General features: G+C 44.5%; 20 protein-coding genes. 16 read left to right on the top strand and 4 right to left on the bottom strand.

All coding sequences use genetic code 11. The features are described from left to right. Positions 1–7 precede the first annotated feature (7 nt). Both ptsP and HW45_RS09675 read left to right on the top strand, forming a co-directional pair. On the top strand, positions 8–2,503 hold the full coding sequence (gene ptsP, locus HW45_RS09680; protein WP_038226644.1) for a phosphoenolpyruvate--protein phosphotransferase: 2,496 nt from the start codon (positions 8–10) through the stop codon (positions 2,501–2,503). Positions 2,504–2,570: 67 nt separating this feature from the next. Continuing rightward, positions 2,571–3,767 (top strand): MFS transporter, encoded by a 1,197-nt coding sequence (locus tag HW45_RS09675; protein ID WP_051867972.1) that lies wholly within the window; start codon positions 2,571–2,573, stop codon positions 3,765–3,767. Between the two features lie 9 nt (positions 3,768–3,776). Here the strand turns inward: HW45_RS09675 and amrS are convergent, their stop codons facing one another. Beyond that, positions 3,777–4,856 (bottom strand): AmmeMemoRadiSam system radical SAM enzyme, encoded by a 1,080-nt coding sequence (gene amrS / locus HW45_RS09670; RefSeq protein WP_038226642.1) that lies wholly within the window; start codon positions 4,854–4,856, stop codon positions 3,777–3,779. Positions 4,857–4,925: 69 nt separating this feature from the next. Between amrS and amrB the strand changes: the two genes are divergently transcribed. Further along, positions 4,926–5,729: an AmmeMemoRadiSam system protein B gene (gene amrB, locus HW45_RS09665; RefSeq protein WP_038226640.1), complete on the top strand. Its 804-nt coding sequence runs from the start codon at positions 4,926–4,928 to the stop codon at positions 5,727–5,729. Further along, entirely contained in the window at positions 5,704–6,315 is a 612-nt protein-coding gene (gene amrA / locus HW45_RS09660; protein WP_038226637.1) for an AmmeMemoRadiSam system protein A, read from the top strand. Before amrB ends, amrA begins: the two co-directional genes overlap by 26 nt. A gap of 17 nt (positions 6,316–6,332) precedes the next feature. Here the strand turns inward: amrA and HW45_RS09655 are convergent, their stop codons facing one another. The 3 genes from HW45_RS09655 to HW45_RS09645 are packed head-to-tail and all read right to left on the bottom strand — an operon-like array spanning position 6,333 to position 10,583. After that, positions 6,333–7,409, bottom strand: coding sequence for a lipocalin-like domain-containing protein (locus HW45_RS09655; RefSeq protein ID WP_038226634.1), 1,077 nt, complete (start codon positions 7,407–7,409; stop codon positions 6,333–6,335). Next, a complete protein-coding gene (locus tag HW45_RS09650; protein ID WP_038226632.1) occupies positions 7,409–9,889 on the bottom strand; it encodes an ABC transporter permease in 2,481 nt (826 codons plus the stop codon). The genes HW45_RS09655 and HW45_RS09650 overlap by 1 nt, the downstream gene beginning before the upstream one ends. Next, positions 9,876–10,583, bottom strand: coding sequence for an ABC transporter ATP-binding protein (locus tag HW45_RS09645; RefSeq protein WP_051867970.1), 708 nt, complete (start codon positions 10,581–10,583; stop codon positions 9,876–9,878). The genes HW45_RS09650 and HW45_RS09645 overlap by 14 nt, the downstream gene beginning before the upstream one ends. A 246-nt stretch (positions 10,584–10,829) precedes the next feature. Here HW45_RS09645 and HW45_RS09640 point away from each other — a divergent pair, with 246 nt between their 5' ends. From HW45_RS09640 to HW45_RS09585, 12 genes are all read left to right on the top strand, one after another. After that, entirely contained in the window at positions 10,830–11,756 is a 927-nt protein-coding gene (locus HW45_RS09640) for an SMP-30/gluconolactonase/LRE family protein (RefSeq protein WP_038226630.1), read from the top strand. Between the two features lie 102 nt (positions 11,757–11,858). Then, positions 11,859–12,647, top strand: a complete 789-nt coding sequence (locus tag HW45_RS09635) for an IclR family transcriptional regulator (RefSeq protein WP_038226627.1) — start codon at positions 11,859–11,861, stop codon at positions 12,645–12,647. A gap of 159 nt (positions 12,648–12,806) precedes the next feature. Then, positions 12,807–13,841, top strand: a complete 1,035-nt coding sequence (locus HW45_RS09630; protein WP_038226624.1) for a hypothetical protein — start codon at positions 12,807–12,809, stop codon at positions 13,839–13,841. Between the two features lie 200 nt (positions 13,842–14,041). Further along, entirely contained in the window at positions 14,042–15,361 is a 1,320-nt protein-coding gene (locus HW45_RS09625) for an MATE family efflux transporter (protein ID WP_038226622.1), read from the top strand. 173 nt (positions 15,362–15,534) lie between these two features. After that, positions 15,535–16,293 carry an ATP-binding cassette domain-containing protein gene (locus tag HW45_RS09620; protein ID WP_038226620.1) on the top strand — a complete coding sequence of 253 codons (759 nt, stop codon included), beginning with the start codon at positions 15,535–15,537 and terminating at the stop codon, positions 16,291–16,293. Next, positions 16,290–17,117: an ABC transporter ATP-binding protein gene (locus HW45_RS09615; RefSeq protein ID WP_051867966.1), complete on the top strand. Its 828-nt coding sequence runs from the start codon at positions 16,290–16,292 to the stop codon at positions 17,115–17,117. Before HW45_RS09620 ends, HW45_RS09615 begins: the two co-directional genes overlap by 4 nt. A gap of 23 nt (positions 17,118–17,140) precedes the next feature. Then, positions 17,141–18,634 carry an ABC transporter substrate-binding protein gene (locus HW45_RS09610; protein WP_038226619.1) on the top strand — a complete coding sequence of 498 codons (1,494 nt, stop codon included), beginning with the start codon at positions 17,141–17,143 and terminating at the stop codon, positions 18,632–18,634. A 4-nt stretch (positions 18,635–18,638) separates the two neighbouring features. Next, entirely contained in the window at positions 18,639–20,375 is a 1,737-nt protein-coding gene (locus HW45_RS09605; RefSeq protein ID WP_038226616.1) for an ABC transporter permease subunit, read from the top strand. Positions 20,376–20,677: 302 nt separating this feature from the next. Next, positions 20,678–22,285 (top strand): BCCT family transporter, encoded by a 1,608-nt coding sequence (locus tag HW45_RS09600; RefSeq protein WP_006070473.1) that lies wholly within the window; start codon positions 20,678–20,680, stop codon positions 22,283–22,285. A 303-nt stretch (positions 22,286–22,588) separates the two neighbouring features. Next, on the top strand, positions 22,589–23,281 hold the full coding sequence (locus tag HW45_RS09595; RefSeq protein ID WP_006070474.1) for a response regulator transcription factor: 693 nt from the start codon (positions 22,589–22,591) through the stop codon (positions 23,279–23,281). Further along, complete coding sequence (locus tag HW45_RS09590) at positions 23,274–24,554, top strand: sensor histidine kinase (RefSeq protein ID WP_038226613.1); 1,281 nt, start codon at positions 23,274–23,276, stop codon at positions 24,552–24,554. The genes HW45_RS09595 and HW45_RS09590 overlap by 8 nt, the downstream gene beginning before the upstream one ends. Before the next feature lie 215 nt (positions 24,555–24,769). Beyond that, positions 24,770–26,014: a hypothetical protein gene (locus tag HW45_RS09585; protein WP_038226610.1), complete on the top strand. Its 1,245-nt coding sequence runs from the start codon at positions 24,770–24,772 to the stop codon at positions 26,012–26,014. Positions 26,015–26,384 lie beyond the last annotated feature (370 nt).

Genomic DNA, 26,384 nt, shown 5'->3' with positions numbered 1-26,384 from the left:
AACGACAATGACTAATCTTAATTTTATCTGCCCACTACCAAATGGTTTACATGCACGACCTGCCAAAGAAATTGAGCTGCGAGCAAAACGATTCAACTGTGACATTCTCTTAGTCAACAGCTCTAAAGATAACACTGCTAATGCGAAAAGTGTGTTGTCTATGATTAGTGCCGATATCTTGGAAGGCGATCATTGCCAGTTTATTTTCACTGGCTCAGACGCCAACGAGGCACTTCTCTTTTTTCAAGCATTTGTTGATACTGAACTCAGCCATATTGACAATGCGACAGACACACAGAGTGTCCAATTAAGCGAACAACCTCTTCCTGTGGGTTTAATGCGTGCAGCACCTCGTTATGTACGAGGTACCGTTGCTTCAGTCGGTTTGGGTGAGGCTAGTGCTACTCTCTGGCAACAAACTGACCTCAGAAAAATGGCCGCTTCATTACCGAGCCAGACGTCATTTTGTATCGAGAGTGAATTACAGAGTGCTTTGAAAGCGTTACAACTAAACCTTTTGAAGAAGCAAGCTGGCTCTGAAGGCGAATGTAAAGAGATACTCGAAGCACACTTGAAAATTGCCCAAGATGAAGAGCTAGGTCGTGCTCTAATGATGCAAAATAATGCGTTAAACACTCTTGATGCGATCGCAAACGCATGCGACAAGTTATGTGCACCACTAGAAAACAGCGCTAGTGACTATTTGAAAGAACGAGCGCTCGATATCAAAGATATCGCGCTTCAACTTGCTAGTATTGTGCGCGATGAAGATCTGAGTCAAATGCCGGCGATCACAGCGCCCACTATCTTGGTATCGGACACGCTGCTTACCCCAAGTCAGCTTCTTGCTCTTCCAAAGGCACTAATTCAAGGTATTGTGATGGGTGAAGGTGGCAGCACTTCTCACACTATAATCTTGGCACGCTCTTTTAACATTCCTGTTTTGGTCGGAATAGAAAACCTCACTCAGCAGATTATCGAAGGCCAACGGCTCGTTGTTGATGCTATCAATGGCGCATTGATTTTAGAGAGTAACGTGGCTTGTGATGCGTTCTATCGACTAGAGCATAAAAAACTCAACGCACTTTCGGCTAAAACCGCAGAGTTTAAGCACCTTAAAGTAACGACACTCGACAAAGAAAAGGTTAACGTTCTCGCCAATATCGTCTCAAGCGAAGAAGCTCAGGGTATCTATTCGTCCGGTGCAGATGGCATTGGGCTATATCGAACTGAGATGCTATTCTGCGAGCGTACCACTCCACCGTCAGAGGAGGAGCAGTTCCAACATTATTCAAATGTTGTGAAGCATAGCCAAGGTAACAAGGTGGTTATTCGAACTCTCGATATAGGCGGTGACAAACCTTGTGCTTATATGGGGTTTCCAGCAGAAGACAACCCTTTCTTAGGTTATCGTGCTGTCAGAATGTACCCTCAATATGACACCATTATACGCTCTCAGCTTCGTGCATTACTTAGAGCCAGTTGTTTTGGTGAAGTGTCTATCATGGTGCCTATGATTTCTCACCTTAACGAAATCATTTGGTGTAGAGAACTCATTGACGAACTGGCTATCGAACTTGCCAATGAAGAGTATGAGTTAGGCAATGTCCGTCTTGGAGCCATGGCAGAAGTTCCTTCCATCGCTTACATCTTCGACCAAGCATCTGAGTTCATCGATTTCATTTCTATTGGTAGTAACGACCTTGCACAATACTTCTTTGCGTGTGACCGAGGAAATAAAACCATCGCTGGTCTTTACGACCACTTCAACCCAGCCTTTATCGCATTTCTAAAGCAGCTGATTGGTTCGGCAAAAGCGGCCAAGTTAGAGGTTAGTCTGTGTGGCGAGTTCGCTGCTGACCCTATCGCGCAACCCTTGTTATTGGGTTGTGGGCTCACACAGTTTTCGATGGCAGCCTCGAAAATAGCCACAAGCAAACGTGCCTTAACTCGACTTAACGTAAACGAGTGTGAAGCTTTAGTTAATGAAGTACTTACCTTAACGAATAGCGAGCAAGTGAAAGCGCGTGTCGCAGCGTTTTACAACAGCAGTGACGGCAAAGAAACACTCGATGAAGCGCTCGTATTTACTCAACAATCTATTAGATCGAAAGAAGAAGCCATAAAGTTACTCTGCGATAACTTAGAGATTAACGAACGCACAGGTTGTGCAAATGAGGTTGAAAAAGCGATTTGGGACAGAGAAGCCGTGTTTTCAACCGCACTAGGATTTTCGGTAGCGATTCCTCATTGTAAATCTTCCAGTGTCTCTCATAACAGCGTCTCCGTTCTCACCTTAGACAACCCTATCTCTTGGGGCGAGGATGTCGATGTGGATATTATTATCATGCTTACTGTCACTGAAGAGGGTAAGGATTCACATATGAAGATTTTCTCTAAAATCGCACGCAAACTCATGCATGAAGACTTCCGTACCTCTTTGCAGCAAGCTCATGAACGGAAGCAAGTCATCGACATTTTGAATAACGCAATCAACGCCTAAAGCTTGTTCTTATCTGATTGCTGATAAGCAATTAACCATCAGTATTCGTCGGAGGAGGTCCACAGAAATGTGGGCCTGTGTTTCAGTGGCTTCCAAATCATCTCAATCTTTAATTTTGCTATCTGCTGTGTTTTTCAGTTGGGGTCTACTAACTTCTGCAAACAGCATATTAGTCCCCTATTTTCAATCGACATTTTCACTTAGCTACGAACAATCGATGCTTGTTCAACTGGCCTTTTATTTTGCTCCGTTTGCCATAAGCATTCCTACTTCTGCTTTAATGGCACGTAAAGGGTATAAATTAAGCCTGGCAGTAGCGCTTATACTCACATTTTTGGGCTCGCTCTGTTTGTGTATCAGTCTTTATGCTGACAGTTTTGTCTTCGCGTTAAGTGCCGTTTTTATAACCGCTATGGGAGTAGCTGCTTTGCAGGTTGTTGCTAACCCGTACATCATCAGAACCAGTAACGACCAGAACGAAACTAAGAGGTTAACGATCGCTTCAACGTTCAATTCGTTAGGTACAACTATCGGTCCTATTGTTCTTGGAGTCGCTATGATTTCCATCGGACTATCCAACATTTACTTAGTTTTATCCGCATTGCTTGTTTTGCTTGCCTGTACTTTGTACTCCTCATCGATAACCGATTATCGAAGCGCAGAGAGCGTGAAAATTCTAAGTCATCTGGCTACCTTACGTCACCAGCCTCAGTTTATTTTTGGTGCTGCAACTATCTTTGTTTACGTAGGGGTCGAGGTGTCGATTGGTACCGTCACGATAAGTTACCTTTCTGATCCCAACATTGGAGGATTCAGTGCTCCAGTTGCCGCTACGTTAATGAGCTTATACTGGGCTGGCTCCCTGCTTGGTCGTTTTGGATACAGCATTTTTGCCCAACGTATTTCTGCGATGAACACGTTATTCTTTGGTGCGTTTATCGCGATGATATTACTTTCAGTTGCTATCTTATCGCCGTCGCTTTTCGGTGGAGTCGCTCTAATAATGATTGGTCTGTGCAATTCATTTATGTATCCAATCATATTTTCTCGAGCGGTTTCAGGACTCGGTGATGCAAGTGGTGCAGCATCAGCGATTCTCATCATGTGCGGTATTGGTGGCGGAATTATCCCGATGATGCAAGCAACGCTAATTACAAGGTTTGATGTCCCTACTAGTTACCTCATTCCTGTCCTGTGCTACGCCTTCATTGCTTCGTTCGCCTTCATCGCCAAGAAGCGAGGACTGTCCATCGTGACCGTATAGCAACGTATCTTATCTCACTTGAACTGGTATCCGCTTTCTTCCCCACGGTTTGTCACATTTCGCGAAACGTCCTGCAATTTGGTGGCCACAGTGGCGGCAAACGCCAGAGCTGGTTAGAGCACAGTCACCGAGTTGGTGCCAGTTACGTGAGAGCACTTTATTATGGCAGCTTGGGCAATAGGTGCTGCTACAAGCTTCATCTTGTACATTACCCACATAGACATAGTGAAGACCGTTGTTAAGCGCTATGTTTCGTGCTCTGACTAAACTGTCCGCTGGTGTTCTGGTTTTATCGAGCATTTTGAAGTCTGGATGAAATGCGGTGAAATGAAGTGGCACTTCTGGACCCAAATTGTCCATGACCCACTGGGTCATGGCATCGATTTCAACCGAGCTGTCGTTTTCGTCGGGGATAAGCAGAGTGGTAATTTCAAGCCAAACATCGGTTTCATTCTTAAGATACTTCAGTGTCTCTAGTACCGGAGCAAGTTGCCCACTGCACATTTTATGATAGAAACGCTCAGTAAAAGCTTTGAGATCAATGTTGGCGGCGTCCATCACTGAGTAGAAGGTTTCTCGTGGCTTATCACACATGTAGCCTGCCGAAACTGCAACGGTATTTACTCCTGCCTCCTTACATGCGAGCGCCGTATCGACAGCATATTCAAGAAAAATCACTGGATCGTTGTAGGTAAAAGCGATGCTATCACTTTGGTGTTTCGTCGCTGTTAAGGCAATTTGCTCAGGACTTGCCTGACTGCCTAACGTGTCAATTTGACGAGACTTACTGATATTCCAATTCTGGCAAAACTTGCACCCTAAATTACACCCAGCAGTCCCAAAAGAGAGTACTGAACTACCCGGATAAAAATGGTTGAGAGGCTTTTTCTCTATAGGGTCAATGCAAAAACCACTCGAACGCCCATAGGTGGTTAACACTATCTCACCATCAATGGCTTGACGAACAAAGCATGCGCCGCGCTTGCCCTCTCTAAGGGTGCAAAAACGAGGACAAACCGTGCAAGTGACTCTTCCATCGTCCAGCAAATGCCAAAATTGTGTACGGTGATTGGCGTTAACTGGTTCCATCTCACACCTTCATTCAGTACAAAAACTATACTAATGAGTATATACATTTGATGTTATATGAGTGGAAAAATGACGATTAGACCTCCTGCTGTCGCGGGCCGTTTTTATAACAAAGATACCAAGCAACTCAATAGACAAGTAAACCAGTTATTGGCTGAACCTAGCGTCAGAGACGTAGAGACATGTAACGTTCAGAATAATCTGCGAGGACTTATTGTTCCACACGCGGGCTATGTATTTTCAGGAGAAACAGCAGGATTAGCGTACCATCAGTTGCAATCTGTCGCTCAGCAGTTTTCACGAGTGATTTTAGTTGGTCCTAGTCATCGAGTCGCGTTTCACGGATGTGCATTACCTTCCGTGGATGCCTTTGAAACACCTCTTGGCCGCGTGAACATTGACCGAGATTGTATCGAATTACTTGCCGACAATTCGATGGTATCGATTAACGATCAAGCGCATGCTCAAGAACATAGCTTGGAAGTACAACTTCCCTTTCTTCAGGTGATATTGGGTGATTTTCAACTACTGCCCATCATCACTGGACAAGTTGGCGCCTTAGAGGTTGCCAAGCTTATTGAGCCAATATGGGACAGCAAGACCTTACTGGTGATCAGCACTGATCTTAGTCACTTTCATCGCTATTCTGAGTGCCAACGCCTTGACTGGCAAACCTGCAACAAAATTGAGTCAGGCATGACGACGATTACCCCACACGAAGCGTGCGGTTCAACCGGTGTTAATGCCGTAATCCATCTTATTTCAACCAAACATTACCAGTTACAGCGTCTCGCTTTGATTAATTCCGGAGACACTGAATATGGTGATAAACAAAGGGTCGTTGGTTATGTCAGTTACACAATCTGCCGCTAATCCATCGAAAAGTACGCTAACCCATAGCGAGCTTTCTATGTTGCTCGACGTGGTTGAACACACCATTCATTGCTATTTGAATGAACTACCGCTACCGAAAGTACTGGTACAAGATTACCCAGAAAGTTTGGCTTTACCCGGGGCTTGCTTTGTCACGCTAACCGTAAACAATCAGCTGCAAGGCTGCATTGGCACAACAGTGGCACAGATTCCCTTAGTACTAGAAGTAGAGAGAAAAGCTTGGGCAGCGGCTTGCCAAGATAGACGATTTACCCCTCTTCAAAAACATCAAGCCGAAGCGCTTAACATTGAGGTTTCCGTACTGACACAACCCGAACTCCTGCACGTTGATTCGGAACAAGACTTACTACAGCACCTTTCCTTGCACCAGTGCGGCGTGACGTTAAAGGACGGAAAAAAAGGCGCGTTATTCTTACCCCAAGTTTGGGAACAACTCCCTAATCCGGCTCAATTCTTAGGACACCTAAAACAAAAAGCCGGGTGGTCTCTAGATTTTTGGAGTGATTCGATACAAGTCGCCACTTTCGAAGTGCAAGCATTAAGCCGCCCATTCCGCAGGCTATAGATATTCTAACGCTTTGATTAATAACCAGTGAGCTCCATATATCCTCTACCCAGATGAGATCCTTCAACGATAATTGGACCTTCCCAATATGGGATGGATAGTGGCATTTTGGCGTTAGGATTAAGTGCTGAAAGCTTTACGTTAATGCCCTGAGACACGACTTTTAGTATCCATTGCGTCGGGTATGATTGGCCTTCAATTACCGTTTGTTGAACGGCTGACAGTTCTAGATCGTTTTGCGTCAAAGTAATGCCTCGACCATCTTTATACATTAATCGCCCATAGGAATAACTCGCTTGTCCGGTCGCAGCATCACGCAATTGAAAGACCACCAAACTCGTTGCTTCGTCTAACCGTATTGCGAACCAATCCCACCCTTGTTGAGAATCGAGCAAAAATTGAGAGCTCCACTCTCGGTCTATCCAGCCTTGTCCAGATACCTGATGGCTTTCTCCATTAATCGATACAGTACCTTGAACGTCGATAAAGGGCTGGCTGTAATAATACGATGCAACCTTTCCGTCAGCGCTTTTCTCGCTATAACCCTTATCACCTTGTTTTTGATAGGGAGCGGTTGTAGTCAATGACAATTGATAACTAAATTGGTTTGATGCGACATCAAGGGTTGCAGGGAAAAGATCGTTGGTTGTGGAAGTCCATTGCCAATCATCAATAACGACTCGAAACGGTTCACTTGATACGTCCGCAATTTCCGGGTGCTGGCGAGACCACTTCTCATCTGCAAGATGAATATCAGGGGTTGTAATCGCACTGTGCGCCATAAAGATCTGCTGGCTCTGCCATCCATTTTCATTAGCTGGTGCCTCAGAACTCACCGCCAAGCGAAACTGTGTCCATTGAATGCCATATTCTCGGCCTTCGGCATCCTGCAAGTTTGCCGTCAGATACCACCACTCTTGGCGAAAGTCGTTGTGGGCTTGATGATCTTCTGGAAAAGAAAGGATGCGACCACCTTTGACCTCTTCAAATTGACCATCATCGGAGCCTAACATTTGACCAAAACTCGGAGCGTCAGGTTCACCGCAACCAATAAGGATTAGAGCCGACAATATCGCCATCATCTGTTTGAACATTACAGTACCTCGCTTTGCAAACTTGCGACCACAGGACGAGTCACCAAACGCCACAAAGGAATAATGGTCGCGACGATGGTCACCACTACGGTTATAGTCGCAAGGCGGGCCACATCCATCCAACTCCAAACAAAGTTTAAACTCCAACCAAATGCTCTCAGTGTCACAATATCAGTCAGCACATAACCGACTAATGCGCCCAGTGGCAAGGCAACTAACAATGTGAACAGCACCAGGGTAACCATTTGCCCTACCACCATAACAAACAATTGCGATTTGTTGACGCCCAGTGCATAAAGCCGAGCGATAGCTGCTTTACGAGCGTCCAGTAGCATAAAACAGGAAGTAAATAAGCCGATAACAGCGACGAGTAACGTCACACCATTGAGAGCGCTGGTAATAGCAAAGGTTTGAGCAAATATATTGAGCGCAATCGCCTTAATTTCTGCCTGATCAAACAATTGACTGGAGTGTAAATTCAGTTTGGCTTTTAATGCCTGCTGCATATATTCTCGGTTACCACTCACCTTCACACCTAAACTGCTTGGCACCATCGAGAACCCTTGTAACTGCCATAACTCAGGCGAGATAAGCACTTCGCCATCGGGCGAACCATAATCATAAAAAATGGCACCGACCGTCAGTGTCATCCCAGACATAAAGTCTCTCGGCAGCTCACTTCCCAGTACTAATCCCAGTTTCACTGCCATCGGCTCACTGATAGCCACGACATCCCCAGCATAGAAACGGGACCAAAAATCATTGACTTGTGATTGAAACACCATGGTTTGTTCTAAGGTTATACGATCTTTGGTACCTAATCGCGTAGGCAGTCCACTGACGTTAGATTGCACATAATATTGCTTATAGACCTCTTCAACACCGTCGAACTGAGCTAACGTCTGCTCGACTTTAGTCATGTCACTTTGTGCAGGACTGATGTAAATATCCGCATGCAGGCGCTGCTCTAGCCAATGTTTCAATGTCGACTCAAAACTGCCCACCAAGGTGTTCATCCCTATGTTAGCGGTAATAGCCAACAACAGCGCCATCATCGCCAGAGACAATGGCGCAATCAGTTCCCGCAATTCCGCCAACAGATACTGGACCAACCCAGTAGAGGTTTTATGTTCTGCTATTCGAGCTAGCAAACTGAGAGACTTGGGCAGCAACATTGGAATCGCGACAATAAACACACCCAGCCAAAACATCGTTAAGCGAAAATAGCTACTCAACCAAAGACCAATGAGTGCCACCACCACAAGTATCAGCCCCAAGAACATCAAGCGGTTTTCATTGGCCTGTTCAGGAGATTGATAGAATCCACCGTGGGAGGATAAGGGTTGTTGTACCCTTTGCTTATAATGATGCCAACAAGCGAACAATGCCGCAGCTAGCGTAAGTAGCAATGCCTGAGCCCACCATTGCCATTGCCATGTGCCAGGCAGTAACGTTGCGCCGTAAAGCTGCTCTAAGGTGAGTGCTACCGTGGGATGTAACCAATGACTTAATTGGATACCAAAGATAAACCCAAAACTGGTGCCCACAGTAACCAAGAGCACCAGTTCTAAAATCAGCGCCAAGAAAACCGTGTTAGGTGTGAGCCCCGCTTGCTGCACTTGCACCAACAGCCGATTGCGTTTCAGTAAGCTGTATTTCACACCGTTATAGGCAATGAATAGCCCAACCAGAAATGCCAACATACTCATTGCGGTAAGGTTGAGGTGAAAGCTTTCTGTCAGTGACCCAAGGTCTGAGCTTTTTGTATTGGCAACCCATTGTGCTTTGCCTGATATCAACGCTTGCCACTTAGTATCGTCCGCCACCTTGTTATCTAGTATGGCAATGTAGCTCAGCTGCCCCTGCTTGTTCAGCAAACGCTGGGCAAAGCTGATATCTGCCAGCAGACGACTTCCCAACTGCCATTCGTCAGGTACTACAACAAACTGGATAGCAATGTCGTCCAAAACCGCGGTCTTAGCGCCGCCCATCCTTTGATACTGAGTTTCGCTTACAATGACAAAAGGTTCGCCATTCATCAAATTCGCCAGAGGCAACGCTGAATTAGATAAAGACACATCATCACTCTCTGACTGTAATCGAGAGCGTGAAGTGACGGCCGCTACAATATCACTTCCTTGGATAGAATAACGTCGCCCAGTATCATCTCTCACTCGACCCTCAAGTATTGGCAACGATTGACTCAACCCAGATTGACGCAATGAAAAGTACACCGATTCCGCAAGATAGCGCCGTCCAGGCATTGGAATGACTAGATAACTCGCCTTGACGCTAAGCGATTCTGCTGATCCCGCGTAACTGCGTTTGGCGTTTAAATTGATCGCTTGCACGGCCACAAACAACGTCACTGCCAAGATAATGCCGATAAGAATAGCGAGTGCCTGTAAAGGCGCTTGACGATAGTGAGCCGCGGAAATGGAGAGAGCAACGCGTAGATGAGCTCCTTTACGGTGTTTCATAAAGCAATCCGTTTTCTAAACGGCAACGTCGCTGCATAAACGCCGCACATTCTTCGCTGTGAGTAACAAGCAAAACAGATGTATTTCCTTCGCGGGTAATATCTTCTAACAGTCGCATCACTTCCAAGCCCGCTTTCTGGTCAAGGTTTCCGGTGGGTTCATCGGCCAAGAGCAATGCGGGTTGATGCGCCAACGCTCTTGCAATCGCCACTCGTTGTTGCTGACCACCTGATAACGCAGAAACATGGCGTTCAAGCAGTGGTTGAATATCCAATTTAGCGACTAAATAGTCGCACCAAGCGTTCCACTTCCGTTTGTTTAAACTTAAAGGAAACTCAATATTCTGTCGGACATTTAACGGCGTTAGCAGGTTAAATTGCTGAAAGACTACGCCAAGCTTGTGGTGACGAAAATAGCCCCATTGCTTATCGTTCCACGTTTGCGCCAATTCACCAGCCAACTCTAAGGTCCCACTGGTCATTGGCTCGAAACCACCCAGAATATTCAATAGCGTGCTCTTGCCACTGCCACTTGCGCCAGTGAGTGCCATGCTCTCTCCTTCCGCCAACGACAAGTTCACTCTGTCCAATACGTGATGAGATTCTTTGCCGTCAATAAACGTTTTGACCGCATCTTTCAGTACCACTACCGGCCTTGGTAAAACCGTCGCTCTTGGCACTATTGAGCTTTCCATCCAGATTCCTTATTTGGGTTTGGATACTTTATACGTACTCGTTAAGGTAACGGATGCTAACCTTGTTGAGCGAGCTAATTATCGAAATTATAACGGATATTTCTTGTGCATTGCGCCCACTCATTAGCTAAGTCGTTGTGTTTTCGTTAATCCGCTGCGTCATTTCACATATTCCTGAAAGAAATCGTTCTCCGAACCAAGAATTAGACTATATTGATACAAAATGTATCAATATGGATAATTAAAATGCATTCAGTAAAAGGAATTAAAACAACCATTGGCGAGTCGCCTATTTGGAAACCCGACACCAATAGTCTCGTCTGGGTCGAAGCTGCAGGTAGTGAGATTTTTGAGTATTCGATTCACAGCCAGAGTACCCAAGTCTTTCACGTACCTTTTGATATCACGGCAATTGCTCGATGTGAGGGCAATGGTTGGATATGTGCTAGCAAACAAGGACTGTTTTTTTGTACTTCGAGTTTTGACGATTTTACTCCTATCGCTGATCCCTGTTTTGGTTCAACTAAACTTCATTTAAATGATGCGGTTACGGCGCCGAATGGTCATTTATGGTTTGGTTCGATGAACCACAAGCAACTTGAGGCTCCTGATGGCAAGCTTTACCGACTGACGGCGAACACAGCGCTTGAAATGGATTCTGGATTCAGCGTCGCCAACGGCATAGCGTTTAACCCTGCGCTCAAACGCGCCTACTGTTCAAATATGTTCCAAAGAAAAGTATATGAGTATCAACTTGATGATTCGATGACCCAAATAATTGAAAAGGCGGTGTTTGTTGAGCTCGATGAGTGCAAGGGCTATCCTGATGGACTGTCTGTTGATCGCCACGGAAACCTGTATATCTGTCACTGGGACTGCGGCATCATTTCCTATTACACTCCGTCACAAACCAAAATAGGTCATGCTACACAGCTTGGTGAAATCAATCTTGCGGTTAAGCACGCTACGCGCTGTACTTTTGGCGGCAAAGATTTCAATACATTATTCGTCACAACGGCAGACTATGAACTCACCAATCAAGAGTCGGTGTTATATCCCAGTTCAGGAGAACTCTTTATTCTCGATGCGCCAACTCAAGGACGAGAAGAGTATCGGGTCAATACCGACGTTTTGTCCCACTCAAATCAAGTCAATGTCTCTTTAACCAGTTGAAACTCGTAAAATACTTTGGGAATATAAAGCCTTGCTGCCCACATGACTGCGTTAACGCAGTGGTATTGGATATTATTTAGGGTGAGCTTTTAAAAGGAATCTATGGTGTCGGAAAAAGTAAATTCAGTCGATCGTCTTATCAACGTTATTGAACGGATTGGCGAAGTAAAGAGTCCTATCTCAGCTTCTGATATTATCTTCGAGTCAGGGATTCCCAAGCCTACTTGCCACCGATTGTTGCAGCAACTCGATGACGCAAACTACATCCAGTCCGATGAACGCGGTCATTTCTATCCGGGTTCACAAATGCTGTCTATTGCATTAGATGTAAGATGGACCAATCAGCATAAACTGCAACGACAGGCTATTCTGCACGGCCTTTCTCGTAAGCTAGAGGAAACCTGTGGTTTGGCCTTGGCGAATGATGACCCTAGCCCACATATGGTCTACTACGACCGAATTCAAACCAATTGGCCGTTGCAGATTGTTATTCCGGTTGGTTTTCCCACTCCACTTTGGGCATCCGCCAGCGGCAAGCTTTATTTAAGTACTTTGACGCCACCTCAATTACGTCGAGTATTGAGTAAAATTGAACTGAGCCAGTGTGCGAAAAACACCATTATCGACAAGCAGAGCCTAAAAAAGGAGCTAAACGTTATTCAACGCAGAGGATACAGCGTGGATGATGAAGAGTTCATTGATGGTATGGTGGCTATAGCACTTCCTCTTTATGACCAGTTTGGCAACTTTATGGCAGCCTTATTTTGCCATTGTCCAAAGAGCCGTAAAACCGTTGCCGATCTCGAAAATTACCTACCTATTCTTCGTGTCGCCCAACAGAGCCTAGAAGCCGTATATCAGGAAATGAAAGAGCTAGCGGATAGTAAATAGTAAACAGCAAGGTGTGACTCATCTTTACCTAATCATACAGTCACATAGCTAAAGCTTCCTTAAACTGGGGCACAGTAATTACCAAACTTAGCTCTTTTTTACTAAGTTCGTTAGCTGCTCACGCTCGCTATCTCGCCATTTCAAGGAACTCATCACATTATGAAAAAGCTCTGCTTTTTAGCTGCGTTACTCATCACTGGTCATGCACAGGCACAATGGGACAACCCTGTCGACCGTTATGCCAACGAATATAAAAACCATATCTCTGCTAAATGCCCGATTCCAAAAGACAATATTCAGCATTTTGTGTACTTTGCACGTGATCGAGAAGCCATACACAATCACCCATTGCTAAACAACGCTCGCTTTTCTGGTGCGCAAATCATGTACTCGTGGGCAATGTTAGAACCAGAGAAAGATCAGTACGACTTTTCTATGATTCAAGCCGATTATGACTATTTAAAAGCGCATGGCAAAAAGCTCTTTATTCAGCTTCAAGACGCGACGTTTGATCCTCGCTACAAAGGTGTACCTAGCTACCTATTGTCTGATGAATACGATGGTGGTGCGGTTTACCAATACACAGACGACGGTGAGCCAGAGGGTTGGGTGGCAAAACGTTGGGACAGCAAAGTAAGAACGCGTTTCGCGAAACTCCTCAACGCATTAGGAAAACAGTTTGATGGAAAAGTTGAAGGCATCAACCTTCAAGAAACCGCTATTGGCGTTGAGAAAGATCCAAGCTTTACTGAAGCGAGTTATGTCGAAGGACTCAAGGATAATATGCGAGCCATGAAACACGCGTTCCCAACCTCCACCACGATGCAATACGCCAACTTCATGGTTGGTGAATGGCTACCATGGGAAGATAAAGGTTACTTAAAGAGTATTTATCAATACGGACAAGAAATAGGCGTTGGCCTTGGCGCACCTGACCTTATGATGCGAAAACGCGGACAATTAAATCACGCCCTAGCAATGATGCATGAGAATGACTATACCGTGCCACTTGGTATCGCGATACAAGATGGTAACTACATTGGCCAAACCAACAATACTGACGTCATGGATAACCGACAAAGTCTTGTTCCTGCCCTCCACTCATTCGCTCAGTCGTTTCTTCATGTTAACTATATGTTTTGGGTAAACCAAGAACCCTATTTTGAGGAGGATGTATTACCCTGCTTTAAGTAATCGGCAATAGCCCGCTGTAAAACCTGCCTGAGTCTGCTTCAGGCAGGTTGAAATCTTAAGGTGCTTGTTTCCTGAGCATTTGGTAACTGCACATGAATCAATCCATGACATTCACAATAAATCTCGCTACCATTCATGCAATGTAAATAATTCTCATTGGCAGCTAACATTCTTGTTTGCTGGTGCAACGCTATTTTGCTATGACTATTTCTCATTCAGATTACTTCAAAATTGCTCTGCCTTTTATTATCTCCACAGTCACTCAGCCTCTGCTGGGTGCGGTCGATACTGCTGTGATTGGCCACTTAGGTGTCACAGAGCTGATTGGTGGCGTTGCTATCGGAACTGTCATAATGAACACCCTATATTGGCTGTTCGGTTTTTTCCGAGTTAGTACAACGGGCCAAAGCGCAATGGCATTAGGTAAAGGTGATGACGCATTGATGACAAATAGTTTGATGCGCCCATTTGTTCTTGCTGCTGTTGTTGGCGCAAGCTTTATCCTATTACAGTCCGTCATTTGGCAAGGAGCACTCTGGGTAATAGAGCCCGAAAATGCCGTAGCTGAACAAGCCCATATCTATTTTGGTATTTTAATCTTCGGTGCTCCGTTTGTGCTTCTCAACTACACCATTATTGGTTGGTTGATGGGGCAAGCGAAAGCGAAAGAAACTTTATACACCCAGGTCTTTGGCAATGTCTTGAATATTGTCCTTGACGCAGTATTTGTATTGTATTTTGACCTTGGTGTAGCAGGTGTGGCTTATGCAAGCTTGATTGCACAGATTGCGACATTTGCGATTGGAATGACGTTAGTATTCAATACACAAGGAATGTCTCTAACTCGCCTTATTTCCTCCGCCAAAATGAGTAGGCACGACTTCTCAACGATCGTCTCATCGAATACTGATTTGATGTTGAGAACGGTCTGCATTTTGGTTTTCTTCAACATGATGGCAAGAGTTGGCTCTCAACTAGGGGCTGACGTACTTGCGGTTAACGCCATCCTTATGCAAATTACTTTTATCGTCAGCTACATGTTTGATGGTATTGCTAATGCCTCTAGTGTTTTCGCAGGTAAAGCCGTCGGACAAAACAATCCAAAGATGCTAGATCGAGTGCTAACACTCAATTTCCAGTGGACATCGGGCTTCATCGTAATTCTCACTCTGTTGGTGCTGATGTTCCAATCGCACTTAGTGTTACTGTTCACGACACAAACAGAACTCGTCAGCTTGTATCACCAAGTGGCAGCTTGGCTAATTGTATTCCCCTTGGTTGCCGGGTACGGGTTAACGGTCTACGGGATCTTTACCGGAACCGGAACAACCCGACCGGTCAGAGACTCCAGTATTGCAACACTGATGGTGTTTTTATTGGCGCAGTTATTGGCTGTTCCACTATGGGGTAACCACGGTTTATGGCTTGCTTTTACTATTTTTTATTGTGGTCGAATCGTCTTTCTCTATCCATTCATCGGTCAAGTTAAGCAAAAGTGTGGTCATCAAACCATTTCTTAGCCCCAACCACAAAACCATACTATTCAAGAAGCACTCTTTTGAGTGCTTTTTTGATTTAATCTGGTGATACACCAGCTAGAAAATCTACACCGTAATCTGTGCATTGCTCTTCTCTTACCTAACTCGTGATGATAACATTGTTATGTTATAACGTATTATTTAAGAGTTTCTTCGTGACACCTCCTCTCCTCGCCATAAATCAACTATCCATAAGCAGTAAAGATCGAATCCTATTTCAAGGTATTCAGTTTGACGTATCTGCGGGGGAAATGCTGGCCGTAATGGGTCCTTCAGGTATTGGTAAGTCCATGCTATCTAAAGCCATTGCGGGCTTTACTCCAGACACCATATCCGTATCAGGTACGATAACAATTGATGGCAGTGAAGTCTGTGAGATTCCATTGCTTAATCGTTCTGCACAACAACGGCCAGCCTTCATTTTTCAGGATGCCCTGCAAGCGCTTAATCCTTTAGTTTCTGTAGAGAAGCAGCTTTGTCTCGCTCTCACCGGAGACCAAACAAAGCCAAGCGCTAGACATCGGAACACCATAGTTGATCTACTTGCTCGTCTTGGGTTTCCCGATCCAGCCAAAGTATTAACCAATTATCCTAGCCAACTCTCTGGTGGGCAGAGACAACGCATTTGCATTGCTATTGGTTTATTAAGCCAAGCTCAAGTATTAATTGCAGACGAACCGACAAGTGCTCTCGATCCTGTCACTGAACAGGAAATATTGACTCTCATTCGCCAAAGCGTAAAGCAGTCCAATATGGCAGGTATTTTGATTACACACGACCTAAATAGTGCGTTAGCTTGCGACAAATTACTGGTTATTGACGAAGGAAAAGTCGTTGCTTATGGCGAACCGCGCGTCGCTCTTGAATCCAGTTCTCATCATTTTTGTCGTTCACTGAAAGGACTCCTTCAATGACTGCCATTATCGAAGAGACTATCATGAGCTGCAGTAAAGTAAGTTCAACTTTAGTGAGCTTTAGCAATGTCAGTGTGCACCACTACTCCACTCCTAGATGGTTGGGTGGAAAACCATTTAAAGCACTCAGTAATGTTTCCCTCCAGATCGAGAATCAAAACATTGCCATTGTCGGCCCATCGGGTGCCGGAAAGTCTACGCTTATTGAATTGCTCTTTGGTTTAAGGACACCTTCACTAGGAAACGTTCAAATCGCGGGAAGGACACTCCCTCTCCACAACGCAAGCGAGCGTTTGAGGGTCTGCAGTGAAGTACAAATGGTTCCCCAAGAGCCACACACAAGTTTAAATCCGTATTACACAGTCGAACAAATCCTGATTGAACCACTAGAAAACCTCAAAATTGGAGATAACCACCCACAGCTCGCACAAATTGCACTGAACGAGGTTGGCTTGACCACGGACTTGTTGTCACTCTACCCACAACAGCTTTCAACAGGTCAGGCACAGCGAATCGCCATCGCTCGTGCACTCATTGTAAAACCCAAGTTACTTGTTGCAGACGAACCTACCAGTAGCTTAGACCCGGTAAATCGCCAACGAATAATTGAACTGCTCAACTCGCTAAAGCAAAAATATGACCTGCAACTACTTCTTGTCAGTCACGACCTCAAGGCAGCAATCGCGCTATGTGAAGAGATAGTGGTCTTAGATCAAGGAGAGATCGTCGAACACGGCTTTGTTAAACAAATCATGGAACAACCTGTTCACCCAACAACACAGGCACTGATTCGTGCCCAAATTCATTCAAAAACGAATACTTAACACAACATCACCGAGACATAATCATGCGTTTTCACTCAATTAAATTGGCATGCGCGCTTGCGCTCGCTCTACCGTTAACTGGCTGTTTTGATTCACAAAATGAAAACAGTGACTCAAGCGTCAAATCCGAGATTCGTGTGGCAATGATGCAGCCACCTCGCACTGGACTATCACCATTATCTGACGACGCTTTCAAATTATCACGTTGGAGTACTGCGGAAACGTTAATCAATCTTTCCCCTGCTTCTGAGGTTGAACCAATGCTGGCTACCGATTGGAAGCAGATTGACTCACTCACATGGCACTTTACTATTCGTCAGGGTGTGAAATTCCACGATGGTTCCATGCTAACCGCAGAATCAGTGGTTAACTCACTGCAACAGGCTTTGAGTGCGGCACCTAAGCCTCGTATTCTTGATGGTGTTGACCTCTCTGTTAGAGCCCTTGACTCGTCGCACGTAGAAATCAAGACAACATTTAATGACCCTTTACTACCTAGCCGCTTATCAAGTCCTCAACTCGCCATTTTGGCGGCAAATGCATATAAAGAGAATGGTCGAGTCGTACCTACTGGTGCAGGCACTGGTCCATTTGAATTAATAGAAATTAACGGCACAACCAGTGCCAAGCTAAAACGATTCGATGATTACTGGGGTGAGAAAGCACACATAGACACGGTCATCGCTGAGTATGTTCCAAATGGCTTCGCGCGTGCAGCAGCACTACGCACAGGTTCCGCCGATGTTGTCGAAGCTGTGCCTGTATCTCAAATAGCAACGATTGATAGCAACCTTTTACACGAAGTGGCTATGCCGCGTACTAACACGCTCTACTTAAACAATAAGTCAGATGTTTTTAGTCAATTAGAGTTGCGCCAAGTTGCCGCCGCCGCGGTAGATAGAGAGCAAATCATTAAAACTGTGTATGAAAACCATGCCGATATTGCGAAGGGTTTGTTAGGTCCGGCACTTGCTTGGGCTGCACCACTTCGTCCCGAAGCATCACCGATTGAAGCTAAAACAAAAGCAAATGGTGAGAAAATCGTCATAGGTACTTTCACTGACCGTGCTGAACTTCCTGAAGTCGCAGCTTTGCTCAAACAGCAGCTTGAAAGCGCAGGCTTCCAAGTAGAACTTGATATCCGTGAGTACGCTCAAATTGAAAACGATGCATTATCGGGTAATTTTGATGCCTTTATTCTTTCTCGAGCGACAGTTTTGGATTCAGGCGATCCTATCGCATATATGATGAGTGATTTTGGCTGTAAGGGATCGTTCAACTTAGGTCAATTCTGTTCTGAGGAAGTCGACAACGCTCTGACTTACGCCGATCTACAGCCTTTAGGACCAAAACGTCAACAAGCCATCATTGCTGCAGAACAGATCATTTTGAACGATTTCGCTGCCATTCCACTGCTACACGAACGTGTCATTCAGGGTGAAAGCCTTCGTGTTTCTGATGCTGTTCGTGACCCAAGCGAACGTCGCCTTATCAATGCGAACACTAAGGTGAACTAACTTAATGTTGTCTGTTGATACTTCTCGACGAATATTCGATGTGCTAACACCTTGGTTATCAAGACTTATCTCATTGATCGTCGTCGTCATTTTAGTGGGTTTGATGCCAGATATTGCTGGTATTGACCCAAGCCAATCGATTTTGCGTGCCCGCGCCGGACAACAACACATGTTAACGCCGGAAGCACTTGCCGCGGTAAGAGCCGATTTACAGCTTGACCGTAGTGCAATGGAACGATTAACAGACTGGCTTAGTGACGCTCTGCATGGTGATCTAGGCTACTCATGGATCGATGGTTCACCGGTCATCGATGGTATTCAACAGACAATGTCGACCTCTCTGTTACTGATGTCGATGGCACTAGGTTTAACCTTTGTACTGTGTGGGTTTAGCTTAGTTCATACCTTGTTTAGCTGGAAACAAAGAAAGCTAAAGCAAACCCATAATAGCCTGAGTACGGTTCTCATCTCGTTACCTGAATACGTAGTAGCGTCCGTTCTCATCCTTATTTTATCTATTTGGTTGGGTTGGTTCCCCCCCTACGGGTGGCAAAGCTGGCACCATATTTGGCTGCCTAGTCTGGCACTTGCGCTTCCCGCTAGCGGTCTTTTGAGTCGCCTGTTAAGGGACAGTTTGCAGCGCGTCCTCAATGAACCATGGGTGATCACTTGGCTCAGTGCGAACATCAGTTCCTTCCAGATCATGCGCTTCGCATTAAAACGTGCAATCAGCAGTTTGATCCCGCAAGTCGCGATGATAATGATCGGCCTGACCGGTGGAGCGGTTGCTGTCGAGCAGATTTTTTCCATCCCAGGAATAGGACGACTAATTTTAGGTGCAGCGAAAGCACAAGATCTACCAGTGCTCCAAGGTGGTTTGTTAGTACTTCTATTTATTTCGATTTTCATCAGTAGCTTGAGCTTGCTTGTTCAACAGTTGTTGTTAGGCCACAGTCTCAGAAACGGTAAGCTTATCAGTAGTCATTCATCTTTTGCGTTTACCTCGAGTAATAACAAACGATTGACGGCGGGTTTAATCTTTTCACTGTTGCTGGCTGTTGTTATCTGGTCACTGTTTCGCGACCCGTTTAGCAGTCAGTTCATCAGACTTGCTGCTCCGAGCTTGCAGGCACCTTTAGGTGGCGACGGCATTGGACGTGACCTTCTAGCCCGCATTGGGTCTGGTATGTTATCGACGTTTTGGGCAGGATTTGTCGCGACAGTGCTAAGTTTGGTTGTGGGTGTGGTTCTTGGGTTCAACACTCGATACAGCCAAGGTTTAATCGAAATAACCAAGGGTATTCCTTATATTATCGCTGGCTTATTGGTTGCTGGAATGACGGGGATGAATCCAAACAGTGCCATGATTGCCATTGTTTTGGTGTCTTGGGCCCCTCTTGCGGCTCACTGCTCAAGTCTTATCGTTGAGGCTAAAGCGCAACCCTACACGCATCTTGCGCCGATATGGGGAACGAGCAAATTCAAGATACTTAGGTACTATCTCCTTCCTTATGTGCTTCCGCCATTATTGAGACATGCACTACTTAGAATGCCAGTGATTACGCTAAGCTTAACGTCGCTGAGTTTTATCGGTCTTGGCGCTAAGCCCCCCTCACCCGAATGGGGGCTGATGATTGCAGAAAACCTACCGTATATTGAACGAGCACCGCTTGGCGTACTTGGTCCAATTTTCGGATTAGTGCTGTTAGGCATTGCTATTAACCTTTTGTTTGACGATTAATTGTCAACCGAAACGCTAAAGCAGGTAGTGCTGTGAAATTCGTTTCGACCATTTAGCACTAAACAGAGAAGTATCTATAAGAGAAATACCCTTTGTTATGACTTCTTTCAATATAGCGCCCAAAAGGTGTCCTATTTGTGTTAAAATCCGTCCTTCAGGATTAGATGTAAAACGGACACTTTCATCATAAACTACTGATTAACATAATGTTAATTGGAAGAATTTCGAATTCTAATCAGTTATTAATTAAACATGGAGTTGGTCTTTATATTCGTTCACACGAATATGTAAACCTCATAATTATGGGTTTTAAATCTCAAAAATACAGTATAGATTCTACAGATTATCAAGTCGGTCAAGACAACATCACTAAATGGGGCATGGATGTTCACAATACAGTGTTTACCGCTTCCGCGGGCTTATCCATCCTCTTCATCGTCACTCTCTTAGTACTTTCCCCAGAAGACGCAAAAGCAGCCATCGATGCCGTTAAATCCGCTGCACTATCAAAGTTTGACTTTGTCTTTATGTGGGGCGCAAACATTCTTCTGATTTTTGCCTTGCTGATTGCTTTATCTCCGCTCGGTAAAATTCGTTTAGGTGGCGACAATGCCACAACAGATTATTCAACCATTTCCTGGATCGCCATGTTATTTGCAGCGGGTATGGGTATTGGTTTGATTTTTTGGGGCGTAGCAGAGCCGACCGCCTTTTATACCAATTGGTTTGGTACACCGCTAGGTGTTGAGCCGTTTACACCAGAAGGGCGAGAACTAGCCTTAGGTGCTGCCGTATTCCACTGGGGACTTCACGCTTGGGCTATCTATGGGATGGCCGCATTATCGCTAGCATACTTTGTCTATAACAAAGGTCTTCCGCTCTCAATGCGATCGGTATTCTACCCTCTACTTGGTGACAGAGTTTGGGGAAGAGTCGGTGACGTTATCGATGTAATGGCTGTTCTGGTAATCCTATTTGGCCTTGCAACATCACTTGGTCTGGGCGGCTCACAAGCTGCAAGTGGAATCAGTCACGTATTCGGACTAGAAAACAGTCTTCTGCTTCAGATTGCCATTATCCTGACCATTATGGGTTTGGCTATTGTTTCTGTTGTTCGTGGAATGGACGGCGGCGTTAAGGTATTGAGTAATCTCAATATGATTATCGCATTCGTTTTCCTTGGTTTTATCGGTATTTTGAACTTCACAACGGTATTGGATTCAGTTTCGACCGCAGTAGTTGGTTATGTGAAAAATATTCTTCCACTAAGCCAAAGCGCTGGCCGTGAAGACACCACATGGCTTCATGGCTGGACTGTGTTCTATTGGGCCTGGTGGGTTGCATATGCGCCATTCTTCGGTATGTTCGTTGCACGAATTTCAAAAGGCAGAACAATTCGCGAATTCCTATTTTGTGTACTAGTTATCCCTACTCTTGTCACCACTGCATGGATGTCTTTCTTTGGCGGTGTCGCGATTCAACAGATCGTTGATCATGTGGGTATACTTGGTGCCGCTCAGGGTATCGGAGACGTTTCACTTAGCTTGTTCTATATGCTTGATGCGTACCCTATTGGTAACATCTTATCGCTGATTGCCGTTGCGCTGATCATTGTTTTCTTTGTGACCACTTTGGACTCAGGTTCAATCGTAGTAGACAGTATGACTGCAGGTGGCAAACTCGAGCTTCCTATCAAGCAGAAAGTGGTCTGGGCTGTGATCTCAGCTGTCATCGCCGTGGTCATGTTGTGGATCGGTGGTACTCAATCGATTCAAGCACTTCAATCGATTACCATCATTGCAGCGCTGCCATTTACGCTGATTCTAATTTTAGGTTGTGTGAGTTTGATTAAAGGCTTACTTACTGAGGTTGAACAACCTCAAGTAGCTAGCGACAAGTCTGCACAATAAATAACTTTAGGCTTATCGTAACCGCGTTACGGTAAGCCTTTTTTAGCTCTTTACTCACATTCCCCTTTGTCAAGATCCTCCTTAATAAAACGACTGTTCGACATGGCCCTGCTCTCCAAATGGGATATCAACAGAATAAATACCACACACCAAAGCCATAGCCTCAACTAATGTTTTATCAAGTATATCTGGGTATAATCTCTATCAATTTAAGGATATTTCCTCAAAACGGTGTACCTAACACCCCGTAGCTGCTTTTCGATTCAAATCATCAATGCGGCAAGATAAAGGACTATTGAACACATGAATTCCGATTTATCTATCCATGTATTGCTCATTGAAGATGACCGAGACTTGGCAGCCTCGGTTGCAGATTACTTGGAATACGAAAACATAAAATGCGATCACGCCTACGACGGACAGAGTGGTTACAATTTAGCCAGCGAGAATTACTACGACGTCATCCTTCTTGATTTAATGCTACCCAAGGTAAACGGCTTTACGGTTTGCCAAAACCTTCGAAAAGCAGGTATTGACACACCTATTCTCATGTTGACGGCCAAAGATACCATTGAAGACAAAGAGGCTGGGTTCAACTCAGGTACCGACGATTACCTTGTAAAGCCATTTATGATGAAAGAACTGGCTTTACGGATAAAATCTCTATCGAGAAGACGAAGTGGTCAAATAACTAAACTCGTTGCTGGAGATCTGACCTATGATCTTAAACAAAAACGAGTAACGCGTTCAAATCAACCTATTGAACTCACTCGACTTAATCTTAGGTTGTTAGAGCTGCTAATGCGTAAATCTCCTCAGTTGGTCTCGAGAGAAGAAATCGAACAGACGCTATGGCCTAATGAAATACCTGAAACCAACAACCTAAAGGTTCAGCTTTATCAACTTCGACAGAAAGTTGATAAGAATCATAATATTAAACTCATCGAAACCGTTGTGGGCCAAGGTGTAAGAATTCAGGTTACCAGCAATGCTTAATAAGAGCTTTCCATTAAAAAACCATCTCACCTCGTTTTTTGTTGGAATCGCGATTATCACTGCCTTCATGCTTTTCGAGCTGCTAGTTCGCTACTTTGAGTACGGCATTGAAGATTCCGTGAAGATGAGAATGTTAACGGAGTGGCGAGCCTACTCAGAAGCTTACCAGTTAGACCCCAATATCGAGTTGCCAAGTTCTTATGTGATTCGATTCTACCTAGACGACCTCCCCGTTATTCGTGTGGAAGGAACGAATATTTTGGAAAATGTTCAACTTTCCAATAATCAATTCACAGTGGTTTCAGTGGATGAAACTTTTTCCGATGACCCTGAGAAGGAAATCACTTTAGGGATATTTAGGTTTCTTCGCGACGACGAAAGAACGGTATACGTCATCGCGAAATATGACTACCACCTAATCAATGACACAATCGATATATGGTTTGATAACCGATTCAATTTTATCTTGCTAATCGTCGGTGGTTATATCTCTATAGTGCTATTGGCACTCTGGTTTTATAGCTATCGAATAGGAAAAAGAACAGAGCAACTGGTTCATTGGTCTGAACTGGTATCAGAGAACTTAGAATCAAACCCCACTCCCGATTTTACTTTTCAGGAATACAATCGCGTCGCTTCATATTTGCAACGAGCACTATCGAAAAATGCCCGCCTGCTCGCTCGGGAAAAGGACTTTTTATCTCATACCAGTCACGAACTTCGCACCCCTCTGGCCATCATCAGAGCTAATATGGAGATATTGGAAAGAATAGCGCTACCAGAAGCATCAAAAAACGCGATTGTGCGCATAGACCGAGCAAGTCAAAATATGCAACAAGTCGTTGAGACGATGCTTTGGCTTTCTCGTAAACACAACACCCCTCCACCACAAAAGGAAGTTTCAGTAGCCGCTTTATTGAATGAACTGGTCGACGAGTACTATCACTTCATTAACGGTTCTGATGTGTCGTTAGAGACTGATTATAGTAACGCTCCAGTACTAGACTTACCGGAAACCCCGATACGAATCGTTATAAGTAATCTATTGGTTAACGCATTCAAATACACCCACGCAGGGCTTATACGCATTTACTGCAAAGACAACACCGTCATCATTGAAAATACCACTACGGCGGACCACGAGCTGCAGGTAACAGACGGATTTGGTTTGGGACAAGATCTAATATTCAGAATTTGCGATAAGCTTGGTTGGTTTATGGAAACTAAAAAGACCGAGACAGGCTTCGTTGCTATTCTTCACTTGCCAACATAATGTCATGTACTCGCAACAAGCCGAGCCGAATTTTCCAAAAACGAGAGTGCCACCATTTCACCTCTGTTTCACCTCCCTTCCGATAGAATGGACGGTATGTCAGATTTATAGGCTAAAGATAGTTCCTTCAGAATAGTTTTGGTTTCTTAGCCTAGAACTCTGCTCGTATTTACCGCCTCTCGCTGCATCAAGCGACTTCTTATGGAGCCATTTTTATGACTTTGCAATATCCCAAAGCCCTTCCGATAGCAATGACCGTAGCTTGTCTCAATATCAACGCAGTCAACGCGGGTTCATCCAGTGTTGATTTTTCTATTTCAACACAACAAGAAGCACTCGGTATTACTGAAGTTCCATTACAACTGAAAAAACAGTTTTCGTCAGAGTTACGCTTTAATCGTTACACTTCGGTTGTTGCAAAGAATGGAAAGTCGATTCACATTGTTGCTCAAGACCAGCTATCTGACGGACAGATAATTCGAGCCAAATCGGTGCTTGTTCATTATCTTACCGACTTTTCCGGATCCAAGTATGGAAGCAATAAGGGTGCTGTTGCGAATAGAATGGCTGAGAATGGTGCTACTTTACTCCTTTTAAACGGACGAGATGATGGCACTAATAACGCTGCCGAACTTGAGGGGCAGCCTTTATATGAAGAGGAAATTCAAGTTGAGGGCGGACCTTGGTACATGGCGCAAAACTACCAGCACCGAGACGCGACTTTTGAAGAAATATTGCACCTCGTTCATGATTATGGAATCGGCGTAGATGGGTATGACAAATTCATAGGGGTTCTCCCTGAGTACCAGACTGAAATACGCAACGCTCAAATCAATGCTTATACCAAACAAATTTGGGCTATGACTCCAGAAGTACAAGATTGGATCGACGAGCTAACGGAAGAGAACAGTCTAACTCAAGAGTATCTAGCATCTGTTCTAGACTCATATTACGGCTTGTGGGGTGCTTATCCGAAGCAATCTTTTAGGATGATGGACAAGTTTACCGGCGGATGGGGTATGTGGGGATTTTACATTGCTGGAACTAGACACGAAGTTCAACTTCGTGATCCAAAGGGCTATCAGTTAATGACAGAATTCTTCCATCCCTACTTAACCTATAACGCCCATCTAGACCCTAATTTTAAAGGAACGTTTAGTCTCCAGTACCGTGAAGACTTGCTTTATACCAACCACTCTCGCTACCTCAAAGACATAACTTTGACAGGAAGCCATCCCGTCGAAGTAATCGTCAATAAACTTGACAATAACATTACAGGCAATAATTCCAATACCATCGTTACGTTCTCAGGAGAAAAGAATGATTACAACATCAACTATCAGGATGATGTTGTGATTGTTAGAGACTCTCGTTTAGGACGAGATGGTAATAATACGCTACGATCAGTCAGTACAATACGTTTTTCGGACCAATCCGTTGACACTCGTAGAATATACTAGCTCTCCTGTAAGTTATTAATTATAAACTAACGAGTAGACGATGTTCGCATGCACTGAAAATTAGATAATAATACAAATAGTGATTACAATCACATACATTGGGCGAACAAGAAGTTACATACCAATTACTTAGATAGACTTAACCCACAATTATCTTACCAATTCTGTCATAATTAATATCAAAAGTGGCGTTCAAGTCTAAATAATATATTTATCACCTTGATATGCTATATATCACAAAAAGTAAATCACTCTTTCATTAGAGAGCATTAACAAATGAGGTAATCAATATAAACTTGAAGACAACTCAATTAATATGCAACAAAGGTCGATGCTGCACTCTAAAAGATTGAGCTCTTCACTATGTAAT

This window comes from Vibrio sp. ER1A (assembly GCF_000733315.1).
Classification (GTDB): Bacteria; Pseudomonadota; Gammaproteobacteria; order Enterobacterales; family Vibrionaceae; genus Vibrio; species Vibrio mediterranei.
Note: the sequence above shows the minus strand (reverse complement) of the source record. Positions and strands in the feature narration are given on the sequence as shown.